At 36.5% G+C, this 22,900-nt stretch carries 19 protein-coding genes, 1 riboswitch and 1 other annotated feature; of the genes, 3 read left to right on the forward strand and 16 right to left on the reverse strand.

What is annotated here, in order from left to right; all coding sequences use genetic code 11:
• Positions 1-136: 136 nt before the first annotated feature.
• The gene (locus ACIQXW_RS13295) at positions 137-670 is read right to left on the reverse strand and encodes a hypothetical protein (protein ID WP_402763222.1); all 534 of its coding nucleotides are present in this window, start codon (positions 668-670) and stop codon (positions 137-139) included.
• Positions 671-1,026: 356 nt separating this feature from the next.
• Positions 1,027-1,071: riboswitch (PreQ1 riboswitch) on the forward strand.
• A 6-nt stretch (positions 1,072-1,077) separates the two neighbouring features.
• On the opposite strand from ACIQXW_RS13295, the gene ACIQXW_RS13300 reads away from it, so the two are divergent.
• Together ACIQXW_RS13300 and trpB are read left to right on the forward strand one after the other, a co-directional pair.
• Positions 1,078-1,560 carry a QueT transporter family protein gene (locus ACIQXW_RS13300; RefSeq protein WP_401019278.1) on the forward strand — a complete coding sequence of 161 codons (483 nt, stop codon included), beginning with the start codon at positions 1,078-1,080 and terminating at the stop codon, positions 1,558-1,560.
• A gap of 129 nt (positions 1,561-1,689) precedes the next feature.
• Positions 1,690-1,888: a binding site (T-box leader), on the forward strand.
• Positions 1,889-1,947: 59 nt separating this feature from the next.
• Positions 1,948-3,111 (forward strand): tryptophan synthase subunit beta, encoded by a 1,164-nt coding sequence (gene trpB, locus ACIQXW_RS13305; protein ID WP_340821055.1) that lies wholly within the window; start codon positions 1,948-1,950, stop codon positions 3,109-3,111.
• A gap of 121 nt (positions 3,112-3,232) precedes the next feature.
• Here trpB and ACIQXW_RS13310 read toward each other — a convergent pair whose 3' ends face one another.
• The 3 genes from ACIQXW_RS13310 to ACIQXW_RS13320 all read right to left on the reverse strand — a co-directional run bounded on the left by ACIQXW_RS13310 (position 3,233) and on the right by ACIQXW_RS13320 (position 8,087).
• The gene (locus ACIQXW_RS13310; RefSeq protein WP_402762866.1) at positions 3,233-4,858 is read right to left on the reverse strand and encodes a long-chain fatty acid--CoA ligase; all 1,626 of its coding nucleotides are present in this window, start codon (positions 4,856-4,858) and stop codon (positions 3,233-3,235) included.
• Between the two features lie 282 nt (positions 4,859-5,140).
• The gene (locus ACIQXW_RS13315) at positions 5,141-6,094 is read right to left on the reverse strand and encodes an L-threonine 3-dehydrogenase (protein WP_340821057.1); all 954 of its coding nucleotides are present in this window, start codon (positions 6,092-6,094) and stop codon (positions 5,141-5,143) included.
• A 319-nt stretch (positions 6,095-6,413) separates the two neighbouring features.
• Complete coding sequence (locus tag ACIQXW_RS13320) at positions 6,414-8,087, reverse strand: methyl-accepting chemotaxis protein (RefSeq protein ID WP_402762869.1); 1,674 nt, start codon at positions 8,085-8,087, stop codon at positions 6,414-6,416.
• A 174-nt stretch (positions 8,088-8,261) separates the two neighbouring features.
• Between ACIQXW_RS13320 and ACIQXW_RS13325 the strand changes: the two genes are divergently transcribed.
• Positions 8,262-9,434: an FtsW/RodA/SpoVE family cell cycle protein gene (locus ACIQXW_RS13325; RefSeq protein ID WP_402762872.1), complete on the forward strand. Its 1,173-nt coding sequence runs from the start codon at positions 8,262-8,264 to the stop codon at positions 9,432-9,434.
• 57 nt (positions 9,435-9,491) lie between these two features.
• On the opposite strand, the gene ACIQXW_RS13330 is transcribed toward ACIQXW_RS13325, so the two are convergent.
• The 12 genes from ACIQXW_RS13330 to ACIQXW_RS13385 form a co-directional block, all read right to left on the reverse strand.
• Positions 9,492-10,472, reverse strand: coding sequence for an N-acetylglucosamine kinase (locus tag ACIQXW_RS13330; RefSeq protein WP_402762875.1), 981 nt, complete (start codon positions 10,470-10,472; stop codon positions 9,492-9,494).
• A gap of 12 nt (positions 10,473-10,484) precedes the next feature.
• A complete protein-coding gene (locus ACIQXW_RS13335) occupies positions 10,485-11,486 on the reverse strand; it encodes an asparaginase (RefSeq protein ID WP_402762878.1) in 1,002 nt (333 codons plus the stop codon).
• Positions 11,487-11,504: 18 nt separating this feature from the next.
• Positions 11,505-12,653 carry an ROK family transcriptional regulator gene (locus ACIQXW_RS13340; protein WP_401019294.1) on the reverse strand — a complete coding sequence of 383 codons (1,149 nt, stop codon included), beginning with the start codon at positions 12,651-12,653 and terminating at the stop codon, positions 11,505-11,507.
• Between the two features lie 14 nt (positions 12,654-12,667).
• A complete protein-coding gene (locus tag ACIQXW_RS13345; RefSeq protein WP_340821063.1) occupies positions 12,668-13,549 on the reverse strand; it encodes a sugar phosphate isomerase/epimerase family protein in 882 nt (293 codons plus the stop codon).
• Entirely contained in the window at positions 13,550-14,608 is a 1,059-nt protein-coding gene (locus ACIQXW_RS13350) for a Gfo/Idh/MocA family protein (RefSeq protein ID WP_402762882.1), read from the reverse strand.
• A gap of 12 nt (positions 14,609-14,620) precedes the next feature.
• Positions 14,621-15,499 carry a sugar phosphate isomerase/epimerase family protein gene (locus ACIQXW_RS13355; RefSeq protein WP_340821065.1) on the reverse strand — a complete coding sequence of 293 codons (879 nt, stop codon included), beginning with the start codon at positions 15,497-15,499 and terminating at the stop codon, positions 14,621-14,623.
• Positions 15,496-16,482, reverse strand: a complete 987-nt coding sequence (locus ACIQXW_RS13360) for an ABC transporter ATP-binding protein (RefSeq protein ID WP_402762885.1) — start codon at positions 16,480-16,482, stop codon at positions 15,496-15,498. Before ACIQXW_RS13360 ends, ACIQXW_RS13355 begins: the two co-directional genes overlap by 4 nt.
• Positions 16,475-17,467: an ABC transporter ATP-binding protein gene (locus ACIQXW_RS13365; RefSeq protein ID WP_340821067.1), complete on the reverse strand. Its 993-nt coding sequence runs from the start codon at positions 17,465-17,467 to the stop codon at positions 16,475-16,477. Before ACIQXW_RS13365 ends, ACIQXW_RS13360 begins: the two co-directional genes overlap by 8 nt.
• Before the next feature lie 11 nt (positions 17,468-17,478).
• Positions 17,479-18,375, reverse strand: coding sequence for an ABC transporter permease (locus ACIQXW_RS13370; protein WP_340821068.1), 897 nt, complete (start codon positions 18,373-18,375; stop codon positions 17,479-17,481).
• Positions 18,376-18,388: 13 nt separating this feature from the next.
• Complete coding sequence (gene nikB / locus ACIQXW_RS13375; protein WP_340821069.1) at positions 18,389-19,312, reverse strand: nickel ABC transporter permease; 924 nt, start codon at positions 19,310-19,312, stop codon at positions 18,389-18,391.
• Between the two features lie 65 nt (positions 19,313-19,377).
• Positions 19,378-20,961, reverse strand: coding sequence for a glutathione ABC transporter substrate-binding protein (locus ACIQXW_RS13380; RefSeq protein ID WP_402762889.1), 1,584 nt, complete (start codon positions 20,959-20,961; stop codon positions 19,378-19,380).
• Positions 20,962-21,445: 484 nt separating this feature from the next.
• Positions 21,446-22,798 (reverse strand): aspartate aminotransferase family protein, encoded by a 1,353-nt coding sequence (locus ACIQXW_RS13385; protein ID WP_402762892.1) that lies wholly within the window; start codon positions 22,796-22,798, stop codon positions 21,446-21,448.
• Between the last annotated feature and the right edge of the window lie 102 nt (positions 22,799-22,900).

The raw sequence follows: 22,900 nt of genomic DNA on the forward strand, positions 1-22,900 counted from the left end.
GTAATATAATAAATAATTGTATGGCAATTTTTCGAAAGTTAAAGTGCGCCTCCATATGTTGTTGTGCGTAAAACTGGTTAAGCCTCTTTTTCATGGCACAAAAAAAGAACGAGCTAACATAACCCGATCTTAAAACTTATATATAAATTAAAAGCTTAACAGATTCAATTGTAGAAAAAATACGCGAAAATACATCTTGAATATTCTCTTTATTTTTTAACTCATATCTCCATGTATTGTCCTTATATTCCTGATCTGTTCCTAAATATAAGAACCCAGTTGCATAACTTGAAGGTTGAATATCAATAACATCGTCATACTGAACACCTTCATTGACAAATGGTACATGGGCTTTCGTAGATTGCATGAAAAATATCGGAACTTTTAACGTCTTATAAGAAAGCACATATTGATCATCAGCTGCTTCACTTAGAAATTTTTTCATAATCATAATTGCATCTAATTCTTTAGAAAGATATTCCGTGTTATTTTTCAAATCCTCAAAGGTAATTTTTTGAAAGATTATATTTTCTTCTCTTATCGCAGGATTTGTACCAATTACACCGATCTTTAAATCTTTTCCTGTATATACATTATAATTTTTTTCCTTATTACTACAACCAACTAGTAGAATCAACATCCCGAATAACAGTGGTAAGATTTTCTTCAAAGCTACACCTCCAATTACACTAAAGATAGTTGATATTATAATGTTTCTCACTAATACCTAACACTTCCCGTTTTGTGTGTAATAATTACTCGTTATGGCAACTAAATAAGTGGCACCAGTAGTTCCTGTAGTTGATGTCGTTATCTGTTATAGTGACTTTACAAATTCACTTATTCTCTAATTAAAACTAATTATAGTTGAAGCTTTCCCGCCATTTCAACCGACATTTTCTTGTCGGCACATTTAGAAATTTTAGTAATTGATGAATATATGCAATACTGCGAATATTCCGGTTGTCTTGTATTTAACACACAGCTATTTACAAACCCTCATGAACACTGATATGATTGCACTTGCTCTACGTGGTTCGTAACCATCCCACGAAAAAAAACTAAGGAGAAATGAATATGAAAGTTAAATTTTTAGCAGCAAGTGGCATTATTGCCGCGCTTTATATTGCTGTTACTTTGCTAGTCGCACCATTCGGTTTTACAGAGGTGCAATTCCGCGTTTCGGAAATTTTTAATCATTTAGTTGCCTTTAACCCTCGCTTTGCCGTTGGGATTATTATGGGTGTCTTTATTTCCAATTTATTTTCACCACTCGGTGCTTACGATTTAGTTTTCGGCGTTGGGCAGACAATGATTACGCTTGGCCTATTTATTGTTATTTGTAAATTTGTAAAAAATATATGGGCACGGTTAATTATTAACACCTTTTTATTTACTTGCACGATGTTTATCATCGCCTTCGAACTGAACTTAGCACTGGAATTACCATTCTTTTGGACATGGCTAACAGTCGCAGCAGGTGAATTTGTTGTATTAGCAGTCGGTGCGCCGATTATGTATATCCTTAATAAGCGCTTAAATTTCAAAAACTTGATTTAACAGACGAGTCTTTTTAGATTCGTCTTTTTTTGTCCTCTCTAAGCTTTTGTGACTTCGTTAATCCTTGCATCAAAAATCCATTTTCTTTCTCTTGACACTATTTTGAAAATACTTTAAAATTTTTCAATAATAAATGCTAAGAAAAAGAATAGTAGCAAGAACTTGTACTTTTAGAGAGCTGATGGCTGGTGCAAATCAGTAGTATGAACTTGTGAATGGACTTTGGAGCAGCCTCAGTAAAATGAGGCCGAACTAACTCCCCGTTACAGGAGTACACAAGCGCGCAATTTTGCGAATAAAGGTGGCACCACGGTTACTCGTCCTTTTTATAGAGGGATTGAAGTGGCTTTTTTTTATGGAAAATTAGAATAGAGGAGTCGAGAACAGATGAGTACAACAGTCGAGCAAAAAGGATATTTTGGTGAATTTGGAGGTAGCTTCGTTCCTGAAGAACTTCAAAATGTTTTAAATATTTTAGATGAGAATTTCCAAAAATATAAGGATGATGCAGATTTTAATAATGAACTAGATTATTATTTCCGTGAATATGTAGGTCGTAAATCGCCACTATATTTTGCTGAGAACTTAACAAAGCAACTAGGTGGCGCTAAAATTTATTTAAAGCGTGAAGATCTTAATCATACTGGTTCTCATAAAATTAATAATGTACTAGGTCAAATATTACTTGCAAAACGTATGGGTGCTAATCGTGTAATAGCAGAAACAGGTGCAGGTCAACACGGTGTTGCCACAGCAACAGCTTGTGCAATGTTTGGCATGGATTGCACAGTCTACATGGGGCTAGAAGATACAAAGCGTCAAGCATTAAACGTATTCCGTATGGAGCTACTCGGTGCAAAAGTCGTTGCGGTTGATAAAGGGCAAGGGCGTTTAAAAGATGCAGTAGACGAGGCATTTGCTGATTTAGTAGAAAACTATGAAACAACTTTCTATTTATTAGGCTCTGCGGTAGGACCACATCCTTTCCCTTCAATGGTGAAGCATTTCCAATCGGTAATTAGCCGCGAGAGTCGTGAACAAATTTTAGAAAAAGAAGGTAAGCTCCCAGCAGCCGTGCTTGCTTGTGTTGGTGGTGGCAGTAATGCAATCGGTGCATTTGCAGAATATATCGCTGATGAAGGAGTTCGCTTAATCGGCATTGAGCCCGATAAAGCAGCGACATTGAATGAAGGTACTCCAGGTGAATTACATGGTTTCAAATGCTTACTACTGCAAGATGCACAAGGTAATCCACTGCCAACGTATTCTATCGCAGCTGGTCTTGACTACCCTGGCGCAGGTCCTGAACATAGTTATTTAAAAACAATCGGTCGCGGTGAGTATGTAACAGTTTCAAACGAAGAAGTACTTGAAGCATTCCAAATACTTTCTAAAGTTGAAGGAATTATTCCTGCATTGGAAAGCTCGCATGCTGTTGCACATGCATTCAAATTAGCTCCAACTTTATCACCTGAAGAGAGTATTATCATTAATATTTCAGGTCGCGGAGATAAAGACGTTGAACAAGTTTTCAATATGTTGAATAAATAATAGCTCCAAAAGCGGTTGAGTTTCGTTACGTGGATGCGTTCCACTCCAATCAACGGCTACAATTATAAGGCTGAAAAAGACAAAGGCATCGAGAAATGTATTCTCGATGCCTTATATCATGTTACACAAGCGTATTTAATTTCGGATAAATTTCCGCCACATTGTCACGTAACTTAGCTTTTAAGAATTTGCCGACAGACGTTTTTGGTATTTCATCTAGAAATACAATATCGTCTGGCACCCACCATTTCGCAAATTGACTTTCTAAAAATGCTAACAATTCTTCTTCTGTTGCTGACATCCCTTCCTTTAAAACTACGCAAGCAAGCGGACGTTCTTGCCATTTGGCATGTGGAATTGCAATTACTGCTGCTTCAAAAATAGCGTCATGTGTCATTAATGCATTTTCTAAATCTACGGATGAAATCCATTCCCCACCAGATTTAATTAAATCTTTTGTGCGATCGGTAATTTTAATAAAGCCATCCGCTGTTCGTACCGCAATATCTCCCGTAAATAACCAACCATCTCGATATGCATCTTTCGTACGCTCGTCACGATAGTATTCATGTGAAATCCAAGGACCACGTAGACGTAATTCCCCCATCGTCTCACCATCCCACGGCACCTCTCCATTATCATTGACAATACTAGACTCAATACCAGCCATCGTCATACCTTGCATAGCACGCGCTTCAATTCGTTTTTCAATCGGCCATTCATCCATCCATGACATATAATTCGATAATGCAACGATTGGTGTCGTCTCTGTCATCCCATAGACAACGATATACGGAATACCGTACTTTTCTTCAAAAGTACGAATTAAACGTGTTGGTGATGCCGAACCACCACAACAAATCGCACGTAGTGAACTAATATCTCGCTCACGCTTCTCCTGTTCCTGTAATGCACCAATCCAAATTGTCGGTACACCTGCCGTCAATGTCACCTTTTCTTGCTCTACTAAATCTAAAATTAAATCAGATGTAAATTGAGGGCCTGGCAATACTTGACTTGCTCCCACATTAACACTCGCAAATGGTAAACCCCATGCATTCGCATGGAACATCGGCACAATCGGCATTACCACATCACGTTCAGCAATACCCATGGAATCGGACATGCTAAGCATCATACTGTGTAGCACTAAGCCACGATGAGAATAAACAACTCCTTTTGGATTCCCTGTCGTTGCACTTGTATAACACATGCCTGCTGGTGCTTCTTCTTCTAAATCATCCGGAAATTCGAAGTTTTCATCCGCAGATGCTAATAATTCCTCATAAGACAAAGCATTCGGTAATGTTGTCTCTGGTAGAGTATCTTCATCTGTCATAATAATATAGTGTTTTACTGTCTTTAACTCAGATGCAATATTTTCAATGATAGGGACAAGATCTTCATCAATCATTAAAATTTCATCTTCCGCATGGTTAATAATATAAATTAAATGTTCTTCTGATAATCGAATATTGACCATATGCAATATAGCACCAGCACATGGCACCGCAAAATACGCCTCTAAGTGGCGATGCTGATTCCAAGCGAAGGAACCAATCTTCTTTCCCTTTTCCATCCCCAGCTTTGTAAGCGCATCTGCTAATCGACGGGTTCTCTTCGCCCATTCTCCATATGTTAAACGGTGAATTTTATGTGGGCTTGTACGTGACACGATTGTCTTTCTAGCAAAATAACTTTCTGCTCGCTTAAAAAAATTTGTTAATACTAACGGTGCTTGCATCATAAAACATCATCCCTTCTTCTTGTGAATTCCCCCAAACTTTGTAGAATATTAACATCAATTTTAACAGAATAATATTAATATTCTGAATATGATTATATTAAAAAATTAATTACGATGCTATATATTCCAAAAATTTTCTTTTTCATGCTCACTTTTTCTTTCCTATCCATCTTTTTCAATACATCCATTCATATCTTTTCTCGACAAAAAAACAGGCAAAGAAAACAAAATTGTTTTCCTCACCTGCTTTATAGTACAAACTTCTGGTTTAATATATATTTTTTAAGAAATAGCCTTTTTTTGCAGCTTAATTTTTAATTTCTCTAACATATCAACCGTCATTTTAGCTAAGTCATATTCCGCTTTGAAGCCCCATTCATTTTTAGCTGCCTCTGTATTTATAGAGTTTGGCCAACTGTCAGCAATCGCCTGACGCACTGGATCTACTTTATAATCCATACGGAATTGTGGCAAATGCTTTTTAATTTCAGCCGCTATTTGAGATGGTTCAAAACTCATCGCAGTAATATTAAATGCATTACGGTGAATTAACTTGCTACTGTCAGCTTCCATTAAATCTACAATAGCTTGTAATGCATCCGGCATATACATCATATCCATGTAAGTTCCTTCTTGAATATACGATGTATACTTCCCTTGCTGAATTGCTTCATAAAATATTTCAACCGCATAGTCTGTCGTACCGCCTCCAGGAGGAGTTACATAAGAAATTAAACCTGGGAAACGTACCCCACGTGTATCTACACCAAAACGATTAAAATAATAGTCACATAATAATTCACCGGCTACTTTGTTAACACCATACATAGTTGTTGGGCGCTGTAACGTATCTTGTGGTGTATCATCCTTAGGTGTAGATGGTCCAAATGCACCGATTGAACTTGGTGTGAAAAATTGTAAATTTAACTCACGGGAAACTTCTAACGCATTCATCAGACCACCCATGTTTAAATTCCAGGCAAGTAACGGATTTTTTTCCGCTGTTGCAGATAATAATGCTGCCAAATGCATCATCGTATCTGCCCCAAAATCCTTAGCTAAATCATGCATCCTTTGTCCATCTGTCACGTCCAGTACTTCGAATGGACCCTTAGTATGTTCAAGCTTTCGTATATCCGTCGCCAATATATTGTCCTCTCCATAAATACTACGAAGTTTTTCTACTAGCTCAGAGCCAATTTGACCAAGAGCACCTGTAACCATAATCTTTTCCATTTCTCCAAACCTCCACATATGAACAATTGTACTCCTGATAAGTACAATATTTTATACTAAAACATTGATTTAATAACACTTTTGATGAATTTTATTATAAAGTGTTCATATTAAAAATACAACAATAATATGTGCAATTTTCTAAAAAAGAACATAAAACGCCTTGTTACCAGTATATGATTTTGTATTAAAAGTGTTCTGATGCATTCATTAAAAATACATTTGTACTTTCCATAAATACAAATATCTATTTTTTTACATAATAAAAGAACCTCTTTGACCTTTTAATGTCAAGAGGTTCTTAATTCTTATTTTTTCATTAGATTGAAAAGCGTTTCACAGCAATTTGCAATACCTTTGAAACTTTTCGTAATTCTTTTATATAATTATGAAATTGTTGCTGTGCATTTAATTGATCTGCAGTTAACTTAGCCACATGTTTGGTCGAGGCAGCATTCGTATCTGAAAGAGATGTTAACATGACGGCATCTTCGTTAACCTTTTTCGTATGCTCAGCTATTTCTTGAACTGTCGACGATACCTCAACTATATAAGGCTGGATATTATTCACTTTTTCTAATATTTGATTGAAGCTTGTTGCTGTTTCTGAAGTTACATTTACACCCTTTTCGGTAGCAATTAATACACCTTCCATCATCTTAACAGCATAATGAGAATCTGTATGGATGTTTTGCACAATAGACGTAATCGTATTAGTTGAATGAACTGTTTGCTCCGCTAGCTTGCGCACCTCATTCGCAACGACTGCAAACCCTTGCCCATGCGTGCCAGCTCTAGCAGCTTCGATGGACGCATTCAAAGCAAGTAAATTTGTTTGTGCTGTTATTTTTTCAATTACTTCAACCATTTGATCAATTGTAGCGGCACGTTCAACTAAATTAAAAATAGCTGTATTTGATTTTTCTACCGCTTGTTTAATAGCTTGAATTTGTGTTAAGTTTGCCTGCACAATTTCTGTACCACTCTCTGCTTCGTGTGCAGTATCATGTGCAAAACTCTCTACAAGCTGCACCTTTTCTAATATAATCTGTACACCATTTAGTACTTCTTCTAATGAAGCTGAATTGGACGCTAATTTAGTAGTTGACGCAGTAGTTAACTCCGCAATATTTTGCACATCTTCGGCAATTTTAAGCGTAGTTGTAGAAGATTGCTCAGAGGATTGTTGCAAATTTTCTGTCATACCTTCTACTTCTTGCGCACTATTTGTAACCGTATGTAGTAATTGCTTTACTTCTGTTGCCATCTGATTATAAGACAGTATAACTTCCCCTAGCTCATCATGTGCCACATAGCTCGCATTGGCTGTAAAATCTCCTTGTTCTGCTCGTTTTAATAGTGATTTTAATTGCCGAGTTGGTACATTGACTGCTTTCGTTGCAACTAAACCAATGAAAATAACTAATAGTACCACAAACATACAGACGCTACCTAATAACCAATAACCAAATTGTACATCCTTTTGGTAAGCCTGCTGCTGTTCCTCTGCTCTTTGCACTAAGTAGCTCTGTGTTTCTTCTAAAATTGAATGGCTTTGTTGGCTTACAGGGAAATAGGACAGCTCATAAAATTGCTGACGTTCTTCCGAATTTAACTGCTGATAGTTTTCAACTAACTCTACCTGCTGCGTGAATATTGTATTATACTTCTTTACCTGATGATTCATCTTTTTATCAATCGTTAATTTTTCTAAATGACCTAAAGGCTGTTCAATATTATTTAGAATAGCCGCCATCTCTTGGTAATCACCACTGGAATCCACTAAAAAATCCAATTGTCTTTGTGCTTCTTCTAACTCATTTAGCCATCCAATTGGTACAAGCCCCTCGGTATAACTCTCACTTGCATGCCACGACATTTTCCGTAAATAATCTACACTAAATATACCGATTAGGATATTTGATAGTACACAAACAATCATGAGTACAAGCAGCTTATCTTTTACCTTAATATAACGAAAAAATTGCATCATCTTCGGCTCCTTCTCCAACTCTTACCATTAATCATAGTATGGAGATATAAAGCCAGTGTTATGTTTTTGTAAAATTTTCTAGAAATCTGAAGAAATTATCATATGCTCTTACGGAACCTTCTTTAATTCCATTCGTTCCCTATTACTAGTTGGTTTTTCCAAAAACGAAAGGAGGTGAAACTGTTGCAGCTAAAAAAATTAGATAATAGTTTAGCAATTAGTCTATTATTGCTAGGAATTATTAGTTGTCTTTTCGTACATTCTAGCAGTATCGCATTTGAACAGTATGCAAGCTTGTTTATTGTAAAGCAATTTATTTATTTTAGCCTTGGATTTTTAATTATGTACGGCGTTGCAACACTTGATATTGAGCAACTTAAAAAAATAGGCTGGCCATTTTATTGGATGATCGTAGCCCTCACATTTGGCTTATTTATTGCTCCAGAGAGCATCGCTCGAACGATAAATGAGGCGAAATCTTGGTACCAAGTTCCACTATTAGGATCATTTCAGCCATCAGAGTTTTTGAAATTTGCATTTTTAATTGTTGTCAGTAAAGTCATTGTCGCCCATCAAGCAAAATATGTACGCCCTTCCTTTCTATCAGATATGCGCCTACTATTTACGATTGGCATTATTACTCTTCCACCGACACTTGCTGTCTATAAGCAACCTGATACAGGCATGGTTATGTTATACATGGCGATGATTATACCGATGATTTACTTCTCAGGCATTCAAACTAAGTTACTCGTAATCTTTACAGCCATCCCAGTTTCAATTGTGACTGTTATTGCCACTCTTTATATACAGTTTAATGATTTTTTTACAGAAAAACTATTAAGTAAATTATCTGGGCATCAGGTTTCTCGTATTTATGGGTGGCTACAACCTTATGAATATACTGATTCATCTTTTCAGACTAGACAAGGCTTTATGGCCATAGGTTCAGGAGAGTTCATTGGGAAAGGCTATTTACACAATAATGTCTATGTCCCAGAAAAGCATACCGATTTCATTTTTTCTGCTATCGCTGAAGAAGTAGGTTTTATTGGAGGGGCTTTTGTTATTGCGCTATTATTTTTTGTTATTTACCGTATTGTCCTAATTACAGTTCAAGCAAAGGATCCATTTATGACACTTATGGGTGCAGGCATCTCCAGTTTATTAGCATTTCAAATTACGCAAAATATTGGTATGACGATTGGACTTTTACCTGTAACAGGAGTAACGTTACCGTTTCTAAGCTATGGAGGGAGCTCACTACTTTCAAATTTCATGTTAATGGGTATCGTCATGATTATCCATAACTCTTATAAGGGATATATGTTTAAAGTAGGGGATTAACAAAATGCAAGTAGAGATTAGTACATACCATTCTCTACTTGCTAAGTTAAAGGGGGATTAATTAGTTAAAAACCTTTTTATACTTGCATTATATTGATCGATAAAAATTTTAGCTTCATCACTAGATAATTTTAATGCAGCTAAAGCGGCACCGCCCACTGGTAAGCTATAGGCACCCATGAAGTCATACAGATTACTATTCTTTTTATCAATTGCGACTAATTTTTCAATAAATAGCCTCAACTCGTTAAAAACTCCTCCAGCTAGCACTACTTTGACACGCTTATTTGCAAACGAATTTTTTTTATAACAAGCATCTATACTTTGATAAAAAACATGGCATACTTGATCAATAATTGTTTTGGCTTCTCCATCACCACGTTTAGCGCATTCGATTGCTATCTTACTTAGAGGGGATATTGTATCACGTGGATGTCCTTCACCATACACTACTTCAATTATCTGCGGAACGGATTGTAATTGAAAATATTCTAATACTGCTGCTGTTAGGAGCGTTTCAGGACCTCTTTTATCAAATGCTTTAAATACCGCTTTTAATGTGCGAATGCCAATATCATAGCCACTGCCCTCATCATCAAAAATATAACCCCATCCTGCTGTACGCTCAATTCTTCCAGACGAATCTATACTGAGTGTAATCGCACCTGTACCAGAAATCTGTACAATACCAGGCTGGCCCAATGTTCCCGCATATAGCGCGTTCACCCCATCATTCGATAGTGATAGTTGACAGTCTTTAGGTAAAAGCGAGGATAATAATTCACGGGTAATTTTCTCATTATTATTTTCTGTTACTCCCGATAGACCCGCATGGCACTTTGTAATATGTTGAAATTCGTGAAGTCCCTGTCTTTTTAAATCATTTATTAGTTCTGTTATCGTCTCTGTAAATTGCTCCATGCTCATGGATGTGGGGTTACTTTTACCCGTTTCTGCTAGCGCCAAAATTTGGCCACGACATGTTGAGATTGTTGCAATTGTTTTTGTTCCACCACCGTCAATTGCCAAAACATACAAGTGCCTTCACCTCTATACAATTTTAATTGTAGAAACAATTTCTCCTACCTCAACCCCTGCGTCATTACGCACAGATGAAGGTGACAACGCTTTAATACGCTCAATTGTTTCTCGATTTGTATATTGAATTTGTTCCAATACAGAAGCAATTACATGTGGCCATGGACTTTCTGAGCCATTCATAATTTTCAAAGCAAAACTTACCCCTTCTTTCCTTAGAGCAAAACAGTATACGCCCTGTGCCCCGCCCTTCGCCACAATATTAGGATCCTTCAATAATGCCGTACAAATAAAGTTTTGAGATGCAATAATCTGATTATGTTGATTCATTACTTCAGTAAGCTTTATTACTGCTTCACGAATCTGTTGATCATCAATTAATTCTGGTCGTGCTAGCTTTAAATAGGCTAATGCCATATTTTTTAGCGGAATCGCAAAGACTGGCGCACCACAGCCATCAATCCCTGTATGAATTTTCTCCACATCATATTCACTTAAATAAGCAATGTATTTTTTTATCATCTGCTGCAGTGGATGATCTGGATGGCAATATTGCTTAACATCATAGCCATTTGCTAGACAGGCAGTTAAAAATCCTAAATGCTTGCCCGCACAATTATGAAATAGTTTTCTCTTTTCAAAGCCCTGTTGAATATACTGTGTTTTAGGTTCCTCATTTAATGGATAGGATGCAGCACAAATTAACTCATTTTCATTAATAGGTATTTTTTCTAACAAAGAGACTAACGCCTCTTGATGATAAATTTCACCTCTTTGTGAAGCCAGAAATAATGCACTTTCTTTTGAAGTAATCCCGTACTTTTCTATAAAATCGGTCATAAAAATGGGAATGGCTTGAAATGGTTTTGCTGCAGAACGAAAATACACAGGCTCATAATCTTGACCTACAGAGACGAATTCTTCCTTCGTTAGATTCACAGCACTCATTTGTCCATAATGCACATTTTCCATTAATCCTGAACGATACTCTTTTAAAAATTCTGAGTAAGCCACGAATGAACCAACCTTTCTTTAAACAGACAGCAACTGCTTTTGTGCTTGTAATGCCGCTCCTTTAACAACCCCTTCTTTTAATTGATTTGAAAACTGCAAATCAAAGGGTTGTAATTCCTTCCATATATACTGTCTACACTTTTCACTAAGTAATTTTTGAAATGTTACATTATGCTCAATAATTTCTCCACTGACTATGACAGCCTCCGGTTCATATAAACAAACTAGATTATTGATGGCAATAGCTAAAAATGTAGCTACATCTTGTTGAATATCAATTGCCCATTGCTCACCATGATCAACACAATGCAAAACCTCTTCTATTGATTGAATATTAAGATTTTTAGGCGTTCTTTTTAACAACGCTACTTCAGAAACATACATGGATAAGCATCCTCTTTTACCACAATGACATATTTCACCAAAGGGATTAATCGTGATATGGCTTATTTCTCCCGCTTTATTTTGAATGCCACGATAGACTTCTCCATTTAATAATATAGATGCACCTATGCCCGTTCCAATTCCGACTAAAATACAATTTGAATACATTGGTGTATAAATATCACCAATTTCAGCATTGATTTGCATTTTTAATTCATTATCTACGATGACTTCACAACCAAAAATACAATTTAAATCTTCTTTTATGTGGCAGTTTTCCCACTTCAATTGCTCAGAGGAAACGACTATTCCTTCCTCGTTGTTGATTACTCCTGGAATTCCTATCCCAATGCCTAGTAATTTATCTTGAACAATCTGATATTCCGTCATGATATTATCGATAGACTGTTTCAGTAGATGTAAAGCTTCTTCATATTGATGCCTAATGCTACATTTGACTTCCTGAAAGGCAATCAGCTTCCCTAAGAAATCTAATATACCTATCCGAATAGTAAAGCAATCAATTTCTATCCCAATAGTATATAAAGCATCTTCACGCATATGAATTAACGTAGGACGTCTACCAATGGCTGTTTCTTCCGATACCCCTTCTTGAATAAAGCCTTCCGCTTCTAGTTCCTGCACAATACGAGTAATGGTCGTAGGACTCATTTTTGTATATTTTGATAATTGAATTCTTGAAATTGGCGCCATCTGTCTTATTGCGTCAAGCACAATATATTTATTTTGCTTTCGCATCTGAACTTGATCTTGCTTTTTCAAAATCGATTCAACCCCTATTTAAACTTTTCTATAAAATGAACAGCTTCTTTGATGTCTTTTTCAGGATTTAATCTCACTTCTCGTTCAATAGTTAAATAGCCATTGTAGCCGATTTCCTGCAAAGCTAAAAAATAAAGCTCGAAATGGACATCTCCTTGTCCTAATGGAAGTTCTCTAAAAAACTCCCCATTTTCCACCATTTCTTCTATTTTATCATGAGATGTTCCAGAATCGTATCCTAAGTACCCATACACATCTTTGGGGTTTGTTGGCTGCAGTTGAATACCATCTTTTACATGTGTATGTACGATATAATTCTTTAAAAGTTTAACGCCAGCTACAGGGTCATCACTCGTTACCATCACCATATTGGCAGGATCAAAATTAACCGATACACCATTTGTCGATAGTTTATCTAAAAACCCCTTTAATGTTTTACTCGTTTCTGGACCCGTTTCAATCGCAAAGTACGCATCTAATGACGTAGCATATTGGCCTAATTCTTCACAGGCTTCCAGCATTGTTTGATAAATTGGATCATTTTCATCTTCAGGAATAATACCAATATGGGTTGTAACAATGGATGTTCCCAAATCCTTGGCTAATTGCATAATTTCTTTCGATTTTTTTATTTTCCAAATATTTTCTGTTTTATCTTGAAAGCCATGTCCTCCTAAATCTCCACATAATGCGGAGATTTCTAGACCTAACTCTGAAATGTACTGCTTCAATTCTGCTCTTTGTGCAGCATTTAAATTATCTGGGTCCAACTCACCTGAAACTGCATACATTTGTACTCCTTGTGCACCAACTTCTTTCGCTTTTAATAAACCTTCACGAATAGGCAAACGAAAGCTATCTACTATCACACCGATTTTATTGTCCAATTTCACCATTTAATAAACAACTTCCTTTCCTTCAGTTGCAGATATATAAATGCCCTCTAAAATTTTCATAATTTCTACGCCATCCTCCACCGGTGCAACTGAATCATATTGATGAAGGCAGCAGTCAACAAATGAATTGATTTCATTTTGAAAGGCTTTCGCAAAATCAAATGTTAAATCGTTAATTTGAGGATGAATATTTAAAATCGTATTATGCTCTTCACTGACAATTTTTAACTCAGGCTCTAGCTCTGCTCCACCGTTCGTGCCGTATAACTTAATACTGATTTCATCTTTAATAGCATGTAGTGTATAGGAAACGTCTACCATTAACGACGCGCCATTCTCAAATGTAATAAGGGCATTTGCTAAGTCTTCTACTGTATTTTTAGTAGCATCATAGTCTGCTGCCTTATAAAAGGATAAATTTTCAACATGATTTCTATTTCCTAATTGATTGTACGTATGACCTGTTATACGTTTCACCTTTGGTCTACCCATTAAATACCAGCAAATATCAATCACATGTACTCCTAAATCAATTAAAGGGCCGCCACCAGACTTATCTATTTCTGCAAACCAGCCCCCTGGATTACCTAATCTTCTTAGACATGAAGCTTTCGCATAATAAATATCGCCTAGTTTGTTATCGTCGATGAAGCTTTTCAGCACTTTAGTATTTGTTGCAAACCGTCTAACATAGCCCACTTGAAATATTTTCTGATGCTTTTGGGCAATCTTTTGAATGTTTAAAGCCTCCGCATAGGTCATGGATAAAGGCTTTTCAATCAGCACATGTAAGTCATTTTCTAATGCAAGAATTGCCAATTCGGCATGCGTATTATTCCATGTACAAATACTTACTGCATCTATATTTTTGTCTGCGAATAACGCTTCCTTAGAAGAAAAAACATGAGTTGCGCCAAATTGAGCTGCTTTTGCCTTGCCTCGTTCAATAGAGGCATCATATACGCCATATAACTCAACCGCAGGATTTTTCATATAAGAGCCTAAATGATAATCGGAAATAGAACCTGTACCGATTACACAAACTTTTAATTTATTCATATTCTTCCCCCTTTAGAGCTTGCATTCGTCCCATAAGCGACGTACATTATCCATCCCTATTTTTGAACCAACTTGACAATCTTCCATGCCTTCAAATTCCACTGTAATATAGCCATCATATCCACTGCCTTTTACGAGCTTAATAATTTCTCGAATATTTATATCGCCATGTCCGACAATAGCTCCTCTGATGTAATTGTTATGAACTGTACGGTACCATTCGCCCTCTCCTGGATTTTCATAGTAAGGTCGAATATAAAAATCTTTGAAATGCACTGTAGCAGCATATGGAATGTTTTTCATGACACCAATTAAAGGTTGTTCATCAATACATAAAAAATTTCCGATATCTAAAGTTGTTTTAAAGTTATCTCTGTTTACCGCATGAATTAATTGTTGTACACGATCACTTGTTTGAACATTAAAGCCGTGATTTTCAATCGTTGTCGTAATATCAAATTGTTTTGCGTAATCTGCAATCAACTGACAACCTCTAACCATTTCTTCAAAATGCTCATTGTAATAATGAATAGTTGTTAGCTCCTTTGGTAAAGTAAAAAGTGTAACGTCATGGCGCATAATGTTAATGCCCATATGATGTACTACATCAACATGTTTCTTTAAGCGCTCAACTTCTTCTAGAAAAGCTTCCTCCGTATCCTGAATAAAGTTTGCTGGTAATGAGTAGGCTGATAACGCTAGTCCTAGCTCCGCTGCTTTTTCTTTAATTTGTGTTGCAAGTTCATAGTTATCTACAACAGTAAATTCATAAGGCACTAATTCTACATGCTGTCCTCCGTTGTCTGCCACCCATTGCAAAACATCCAGAACATTCATTTCCCCCTGCCTCATTTTTTTGACCATACTGTATGTGCTTAACCCTATTTTCATATATGAACACCCTCTCTATTAGTGACAAAGTGACATGCAACACTTTGCTCTTCGTTAATTTTTTTCATTTCAGGAATAGCTTGCTTACATATATCTGATGCAAGGGGACACCTTGTGTGGAAGGTACAACCACTTGGCGGGTTTTTAGGATTCGGAATGTCACCAGTTAAAACGATTTTCTTTTTTCGTAATGTTGGGTCTGCTATCGGCACGGAAGCAATGAGTGCTTGTGTATAAGGATGCTTAGGTTCATTAAAAATAGTTTCTTTTCGCCCAATTTCTACAATGGACCCTAAATACATAACACCTATATAATGGCTAATATGTTCTACAACACTTAAATCGTGAGAAATAAAAAGAAAAGATATTTTATATTCTTGCTGCAATTGCTTTAATAGATTTAAAATTTGCGATTGTATAGATACATCCAATGCCGACACAGGTTCATCAGCAATAATTAATTTTGGTTTCGTTATTAATGCGCGTGCAATACCTAAACGCTGTCTTTGTCCACCACTAAACTCATGTGCATAGCGGTCGGCATGTTCAGCATTTAATCCAACGACTTCCAGCATTTCAAGAACTAGTTTTTCACGCTCAGCTTTTGAAAGTTTTGAATGAATTTCTAAAGGCTCTCCAACAAGCTCCTTTACCTTCATTCTTGGATTCAATGAGGCATATGGATCTTGAAAAATCATTTGAACAGTTTGCCTTAAATGCTTTAATTCGGATTGCTTTGCAGTAGCTACTTCTTTTCCGCCTACAACAATACTTCCATTTGTTGGTTCTATTAATCTAGTGATTAACCTGCCTGTAGTAGATTTTCCACAACCACTTTCCCCAACTAGACTAAATGTCGTACCTTCTTCTATTTCAAAGGAAACATCTATGACCGCGTTAACAAATTGCTTTTTTTGAAATAATCCACCTGCTGTTTGAAAGCTTTTTTTTAGATTCTCCACTTTTAAAATCGTGTTAGGCATTTACTTTCACATCCTTTTTCGCGTATAGCCAGCAGCTACATTGCCGTGTAGCTGAAATTTCCACTGTCGGTGGACTCTCCTGATGGCATATGGACATTGCTTCATTACATCGTGGAGCAAATTTACAACCATTTGGCATATTTTGCGGGGATGGCACTTGACCATTGATGGAATCTAATATTTCTTTGTTATCACCAATTTTCGGTACAGATGCAATTAAACCTTTTGTATAAGGATGCTTTGGGCTAGCAAATAACTCAAAGACATCTGCTTCCTCTACAACCTGCCCTGCATACATTACAACTACCTTATCGCACATTTCAGCAACAACACCTAAATCATGTGTGATTAATAAAATAGCTGTCTCATTTTCTTCCTTTAGCTTTTTCATTAGCTCTAAAATTTGGGCTTGTATCGTGACATCAAGCGCAGTAGTTGGTTCGTCAGCAATGAGTAATTTAGGATGACAGGCCATAGCCATAGCAATCATTACTCGCTGGCGCATTCCTCCTGATAGCTGATGTGGATATTCATAAATGATTTCCTCGGCTCTTCCTATACCTACACTTTTTAACATTTGGATTGCATGATGTTTGCTTTCGTTCTTTGGCAGCTTCAAATGCATCTCAATTGCTTCCATTAACTGCTTGCCAATTTTTAAGACAGGATTTAAAGAGGTCATAGGCTCTTGAAAAATCATCGCCATTTGCTTGCCACGAATCTTCCGAATTTCTGATTCGGACATTTTCGTCAAGTCATGTCCATTAAAATGTATAGAGCCATTGACAATTTTGCCTGTAGTACCATGGAATAATTGCATAATGGATAACGATGTTAAGCTTTTCCCACTACCCGATTCTCCCACTAAGCCTAATATTTCTCCTTTACGGATGGAAAAATTGACACCCCTTAAAATCTTGATTTCCTTTTTATCACGTGTAAAGGACGTTTCTAAGTCAGTTACTTGCAATACATGTTCTGACATAGGCATTCTCCTTAATTATTTTTTATTTTTGGATCTAATACATCTCGTAATCCATCACCTATTAAGTTAAATGCTAGTACGGTTAAAAATATAGCAATGCCTGGCATGATGACGACGTGTGAAGATGTTCCTAAATAGTCACGCCCGCTACTTAGCATTACCCCCCACTCAGGCATTTCAGGGCTGGCACCTAAGCCTAAAAAACTTAAACCAGAAGCTGCTAAAATGGCTGTTCCTATTCGCATTGTGACAAAAATGATTAATTCATTCATCGTTTCAGGGAAAATATGTTTCCACAGCACTCTAACATGCGAAGCTCCCATTGATTGAGCTGCCTCTACGTATACATTCTCTTTCGCATTCAATGTAGCGCCTCTTACTAAACGGGCAAAAGAGGGTACACTAAAAATCATCACAGCAATAATGACATTATTAATACCAGGACCTAATAAGGCTACAATGGCAATGGCTAACAATAAATCAGGGAATGAAAATAATACATCACAACTACGCATAATCAATTTGTCAATCCATCCACCAAAGTAACCGCTAATTAAACCTAAAATTGTGCCTAGTATTAAGCCTAAAAATACGGCACTAAAACTCACCATCAAGGATATTTTTGCTCCCACTATTAGACGACTAAAAATATCTCGACCATACTCGTCCGTTCCTGCCAAATGACTTGCACTTGGTCCCTCTAATAAAGCATCATAATTTGGTTCGAAAGGATCGTACGGCGCGATATAAGGACCAATCATAGCGACTACAATTAACAATCCTATAAAGATACTTGCTACTAATGCAGCCTTTTGTTTTTTAAAAGACTTCCAAAATTCTTTAAGAGGAGAGTATTTTCTTTGTGTATTTTGCACTTCGCTATTTTGCACAGCAGTTGGTGAAGTCATGTTATTCCCTCCCTTAAGAATCTAATTGAATTTTTGGATTTAACACTGTATAAAGCACATCTACGGCTAAATTCACTAAAATAAATTCTAATGCAAATAACAGCAGTGCTGATTGAATAACGGGATAATCTCGAAATGCGATAGAATCGATTAAAAGTCGTCCCATTCCTGGAAAACTAAACACGGTCTCGACTACCACCGATCCTCCTAATAGAAATCCAAATTGCAAGCCTGCCACTGTTACCACCGAAATCAAGGAATTTCTTAAAGCATGTGTCACAATAACGGAGCGCTCTTTCAATCCCTTTGCTCTCCCTGTTCTTATATAATCTGCTTGTAACGTTTCAAGCATAGAAGATCGAGTAAATCTAGCAATCATTGACATAATGCCAGCCCCTAAAGTTAAGGAAGGTAAAATATAACTAGAAAAGCCATCTAATCCACCTGTCGGAAATAACCCTAGTTGCACTGAAAATAATTGAATCAATAATAAGCCCAGCCAAAAACCTGGAATCGAAATGCCCGATACAGCCGTTACCATTCCAAAATAATCAGGCCATTTGTTTTTATTGATGGCAGAAAAAACACCAATCGCCAAACCCATCAATGTAGCCCAAAACATGGAAAGGAAAGTAAGTTGCAGAGAAGGCATAAACCTTGTTTTAAACATATCAATGACAGGTAGTCCTGTTGTTAAAGATGTTCCAAGCTCACCCGTCACAAGGTTTTTCATATAATCTACATATTGTTTAAGAATGGGTTTATCTAGACCCATCTCATGTCTTACATTTTCAACATCTTCTAGCGTGGCATCCTTACCAGCTACTAATCGCGCAGGGTCACCTGGTATGAAATGAATAAATAAAAATGTTAATACGGAAATGACAATTAAAATCGGTATCATTTCAACAGTTCTTCTTGCTACATATTTCCACATGGCACCTTCCTCCTTTCTATTTTTTAGAAAAGGAATTGACTAGCATCAATTCCTTTTACTGTGCATTACTCGACTTTGGCGTTCTTCACATCAAGTCCACCTGTAGGATTTACTAATACACCACTAACATTTGAACGAACACCATATACAACCTCATCCACCCCTAAGAAAATCCAAGGTGTATCTTGATATACGATTTCCTGCAATTTTTCATATAGTTCAGCTTGGCGATCTACATCTGAAATGGAGTTAGCTTCATCCATTAATTGGTCTGCCTCTGTGTTATTATAGTAAGCTGTATTTGCACCATTTGGTGGGAAGGATACGCTATGGAAAAGAGGCTTTGTCGCATTCGTTATATCCGAAGCATATGCTGACCAACTCACATACCACATTTGTAATTTCGCGTCATCTGGTGTTTGTGCACCATAGATTTCATCTGATAAAGTGCCTTCTTCCATTGATTTAATTTCTACTTTTACACCGATTTGACCTAACTGTTGTTGAATAAACTGCATACCTTTCATCGTATCTGAGTTTGTGTTCCCCCAGATTTCAATATCGAAGCCATCAGGATAGCCAGCCTCAGCCAATAATTCTTTTGCCTTTTCAATATTGTGTTCATACATTTTTTGTTGCTTATAATAAACCGTTTTAGAAGGAATAATGGAGTCTAATGGTAAACCTAGACCCGCATTAACCACTTTTATATAAGCATCTTTGTCCACCGCATAGTTAAAGGCTTGTCGAACTTTAATATCATTCAATGGTTTTTTATAGGTATTTAATGAAACGTAGTGTGCAATTGTAGAAGGAACTTTATTAACTTCAACATCTTTACTTTTAGAAAGTTCTTCAATATTTTGAGATGGCACTGGATAGATAACCTGTGCATCACCCGCTTTTAGCATCGCCACTCGTGATCCGTTTTCTGGTACTGGTTTATAGGTGATTTTAGAAACACGTTCTCCGCCACCCCAATAGCCATCAAAATTTTCAATTGTTAAATGGTCTCCTTGTACCCATTCAACAAATTTATAAGGACCTGTGCCGACAGGTTTTTTAGGTATATCTGCTAAATTATCTTTAATCATTTTTGGACTAATCATTTTGGCAACCCCGAAGCGAGTAATCATTGGTCCATATGGTTCTTTTAAAGTAACTTTAATTTCATAGTCACCTAGAATTTCAACATTACTGATTAAGCTAAAACCACGAGAATACAAGCGTAAGCTTTCATCATTCATGATTCGTTCAATGTTGGCCTTTACAGCCTCTGCATTAAACGGTTCCCCGTCATGGAAAGTAACCCCTTCTTTAAGTTTGAACGTATATACAAGAGCGTCTTCACTTATTGAATAATCATCTGCTAAAACCTTAATAATTTGTCCATCTGCATCGAAGCCTAACAATCCTTCTAGCATCGTCTCCTGAACAGAATTCGAATTAGTATCCCCTGTGTTATGCGGATCCATTGAAATAAAATTTTCATTTACAGCGATGACAAGTTCATTTTTTGAACTAGCTGTGCCTGATTCTGTAGTAGACTTATCCCCAGTATTTGATGCGTTAGAATTGTCTTTCTCTGCGCATGCTGCTAAAAGAAACGTACATAGTATGACAAAAACCAACTTTTTAACATAATTCATCTCATCTTCCCCCTTTGTAAAAATATATAAAAATATTTCTTATAACTTAAAATAAGAAATATAATTACTAAAAACATTTATTTTCTCCACTGCTGAAAATAAATAGGCAAAAAATAAAACTATATTTTCTTACGATTAGACAATTCAATTCAGGAAAGACGGTGCTTCCTCAACTATCACAATTGCTTTTAATCAGAAAATATAGTTCAAATAACAAGATGTATTTATTCCACTGCTGAAAATAAGTGATTAAAAAAATATTCCCTTCCAGGATATCGTTTTAATTATCAGAAAATTAATTATTTTTTACAACTATAAACTATGAAATCTAATATTTCCAGTGTTTTTTTAATAAAATTCAGAATTTTTAAATTATTATTATTAGGCTATAATAATTAACCCAAAGTTCATTTATGCTACAAAATGCCACAATAAAAGTTCTAAAAGCCTTTATTACACGGCTTTTAGAACTTTCATGAATAGTCTATAGCGTATTTATACTATCGACAGCCACCTTTAGTATGCGGTCTAGATCTTCTTGTACAATATTAAGTGGAGGTGATAACGTTAAGACGTTATTAAACCCTGCTACGGTAGCTCCATTTTTTCCAATGATGACACCTTGCCCTTTACATGCTGCAATGACAGCATTCACTTTTTCCAATGGTAAAGGTTCTTTGGAAACTTTATCTACAACTAATTCAATCCCAATCAATAAGCCTTTACCTCGCACATCTCCTACATTTGGATGCGTGTTTAAAGCATTTTGAAGTGTTTGTAGTGTTTTAGCTCCCACTTCCTTAGATCGCTCAAATAACGCTTCTCGCTCAAGAATTTCAATATTTTTCAAAGCGACAGCACAGGCTACAGGAGAGCCACCAAATGTGTTGACATGGCGGAAATAACCGTATGCATCTGTTCCTGTAAATGCCTCATAAATTTCTCTTTTCACTGCAGTTGCTGACAGAGGCAAATAAGCACTTGTAATACCTTTAGCCATCGTTATAATATCAGGCTTCACATCATAGTTCATAAAACCAAACGGCTTCCCTGTACGTCCAAACCCACATATTACTTCATCGACAATCATTAAAGCCCCATGTTTTTTACAGACTGCCTCAATGCCCTTCATATAATTTTCTGGAGGCATGATAACACCACCACCTGTAATAATAGGTTCTAATATCATTGCGGCAATAGTATCGCCGAGTTCCCAAGTCATCATTTTATCGACGGCTATTACACTCGCTAAGTCAGTTGGTGCTATCGAGTCATTTTCTGGTTCACGATATTGATCTGGTGGCGCTACATGAATAAAACCTGGTGATAACGGTTCATATTTATATTTTCGTTCTGCTTGCCCAGTCGCAGCTAAAGCCCCAAACGAGTTTCCATGATATGCCCGATAACGTGAGACAATTTTATAGCGCGTACTTTCCCCTTTTTGTTGATGGTATTGACGCGCTATTTTAAATGCCGTTTCATTTGCTTCAGAGCCGCTATTCGAAAAGAAAACGACATAATCACCGCCAAGCATTTGGTTAATCTTTTCTGCTAATTCAACAGCGGGTAAATGGCCTTGTGACAGAGGCGCATAAGCATTTTTCATCATTTGCTCATGTGCAACATCCGCTAATTCTTTACGCCCGTAGCCTACATTTACACACCATAACCCTGCCATTGCGTCAATGTATTCATTACCTTCTGTATCAACGATTCTTGCACCATCCGATTTTTCTACAACATATGTGGCTTGCGGATTATAGGGCTTCATTGAATGCCAGACATACTGTTCATCTTTTTTTAATACATCGCTCTTAAGATTTGTTTGAACCATTTACATGCACCCCTTTAATTATATTAAGTTCTATTATTGAAGCAGCTTGAACTGTTCCACCTAATGTAATTTGGTATCGCTATTACTTGGAAAGGCAAATGA

It is taken from the genome of Lysinibacillus sp. NPDC097162, assembly GCF_044762185.1.
GTDB lineage: Bacteria > Bacillota > Bacilli > Bacillales_A > Planococcaceae > Lysinibacillus.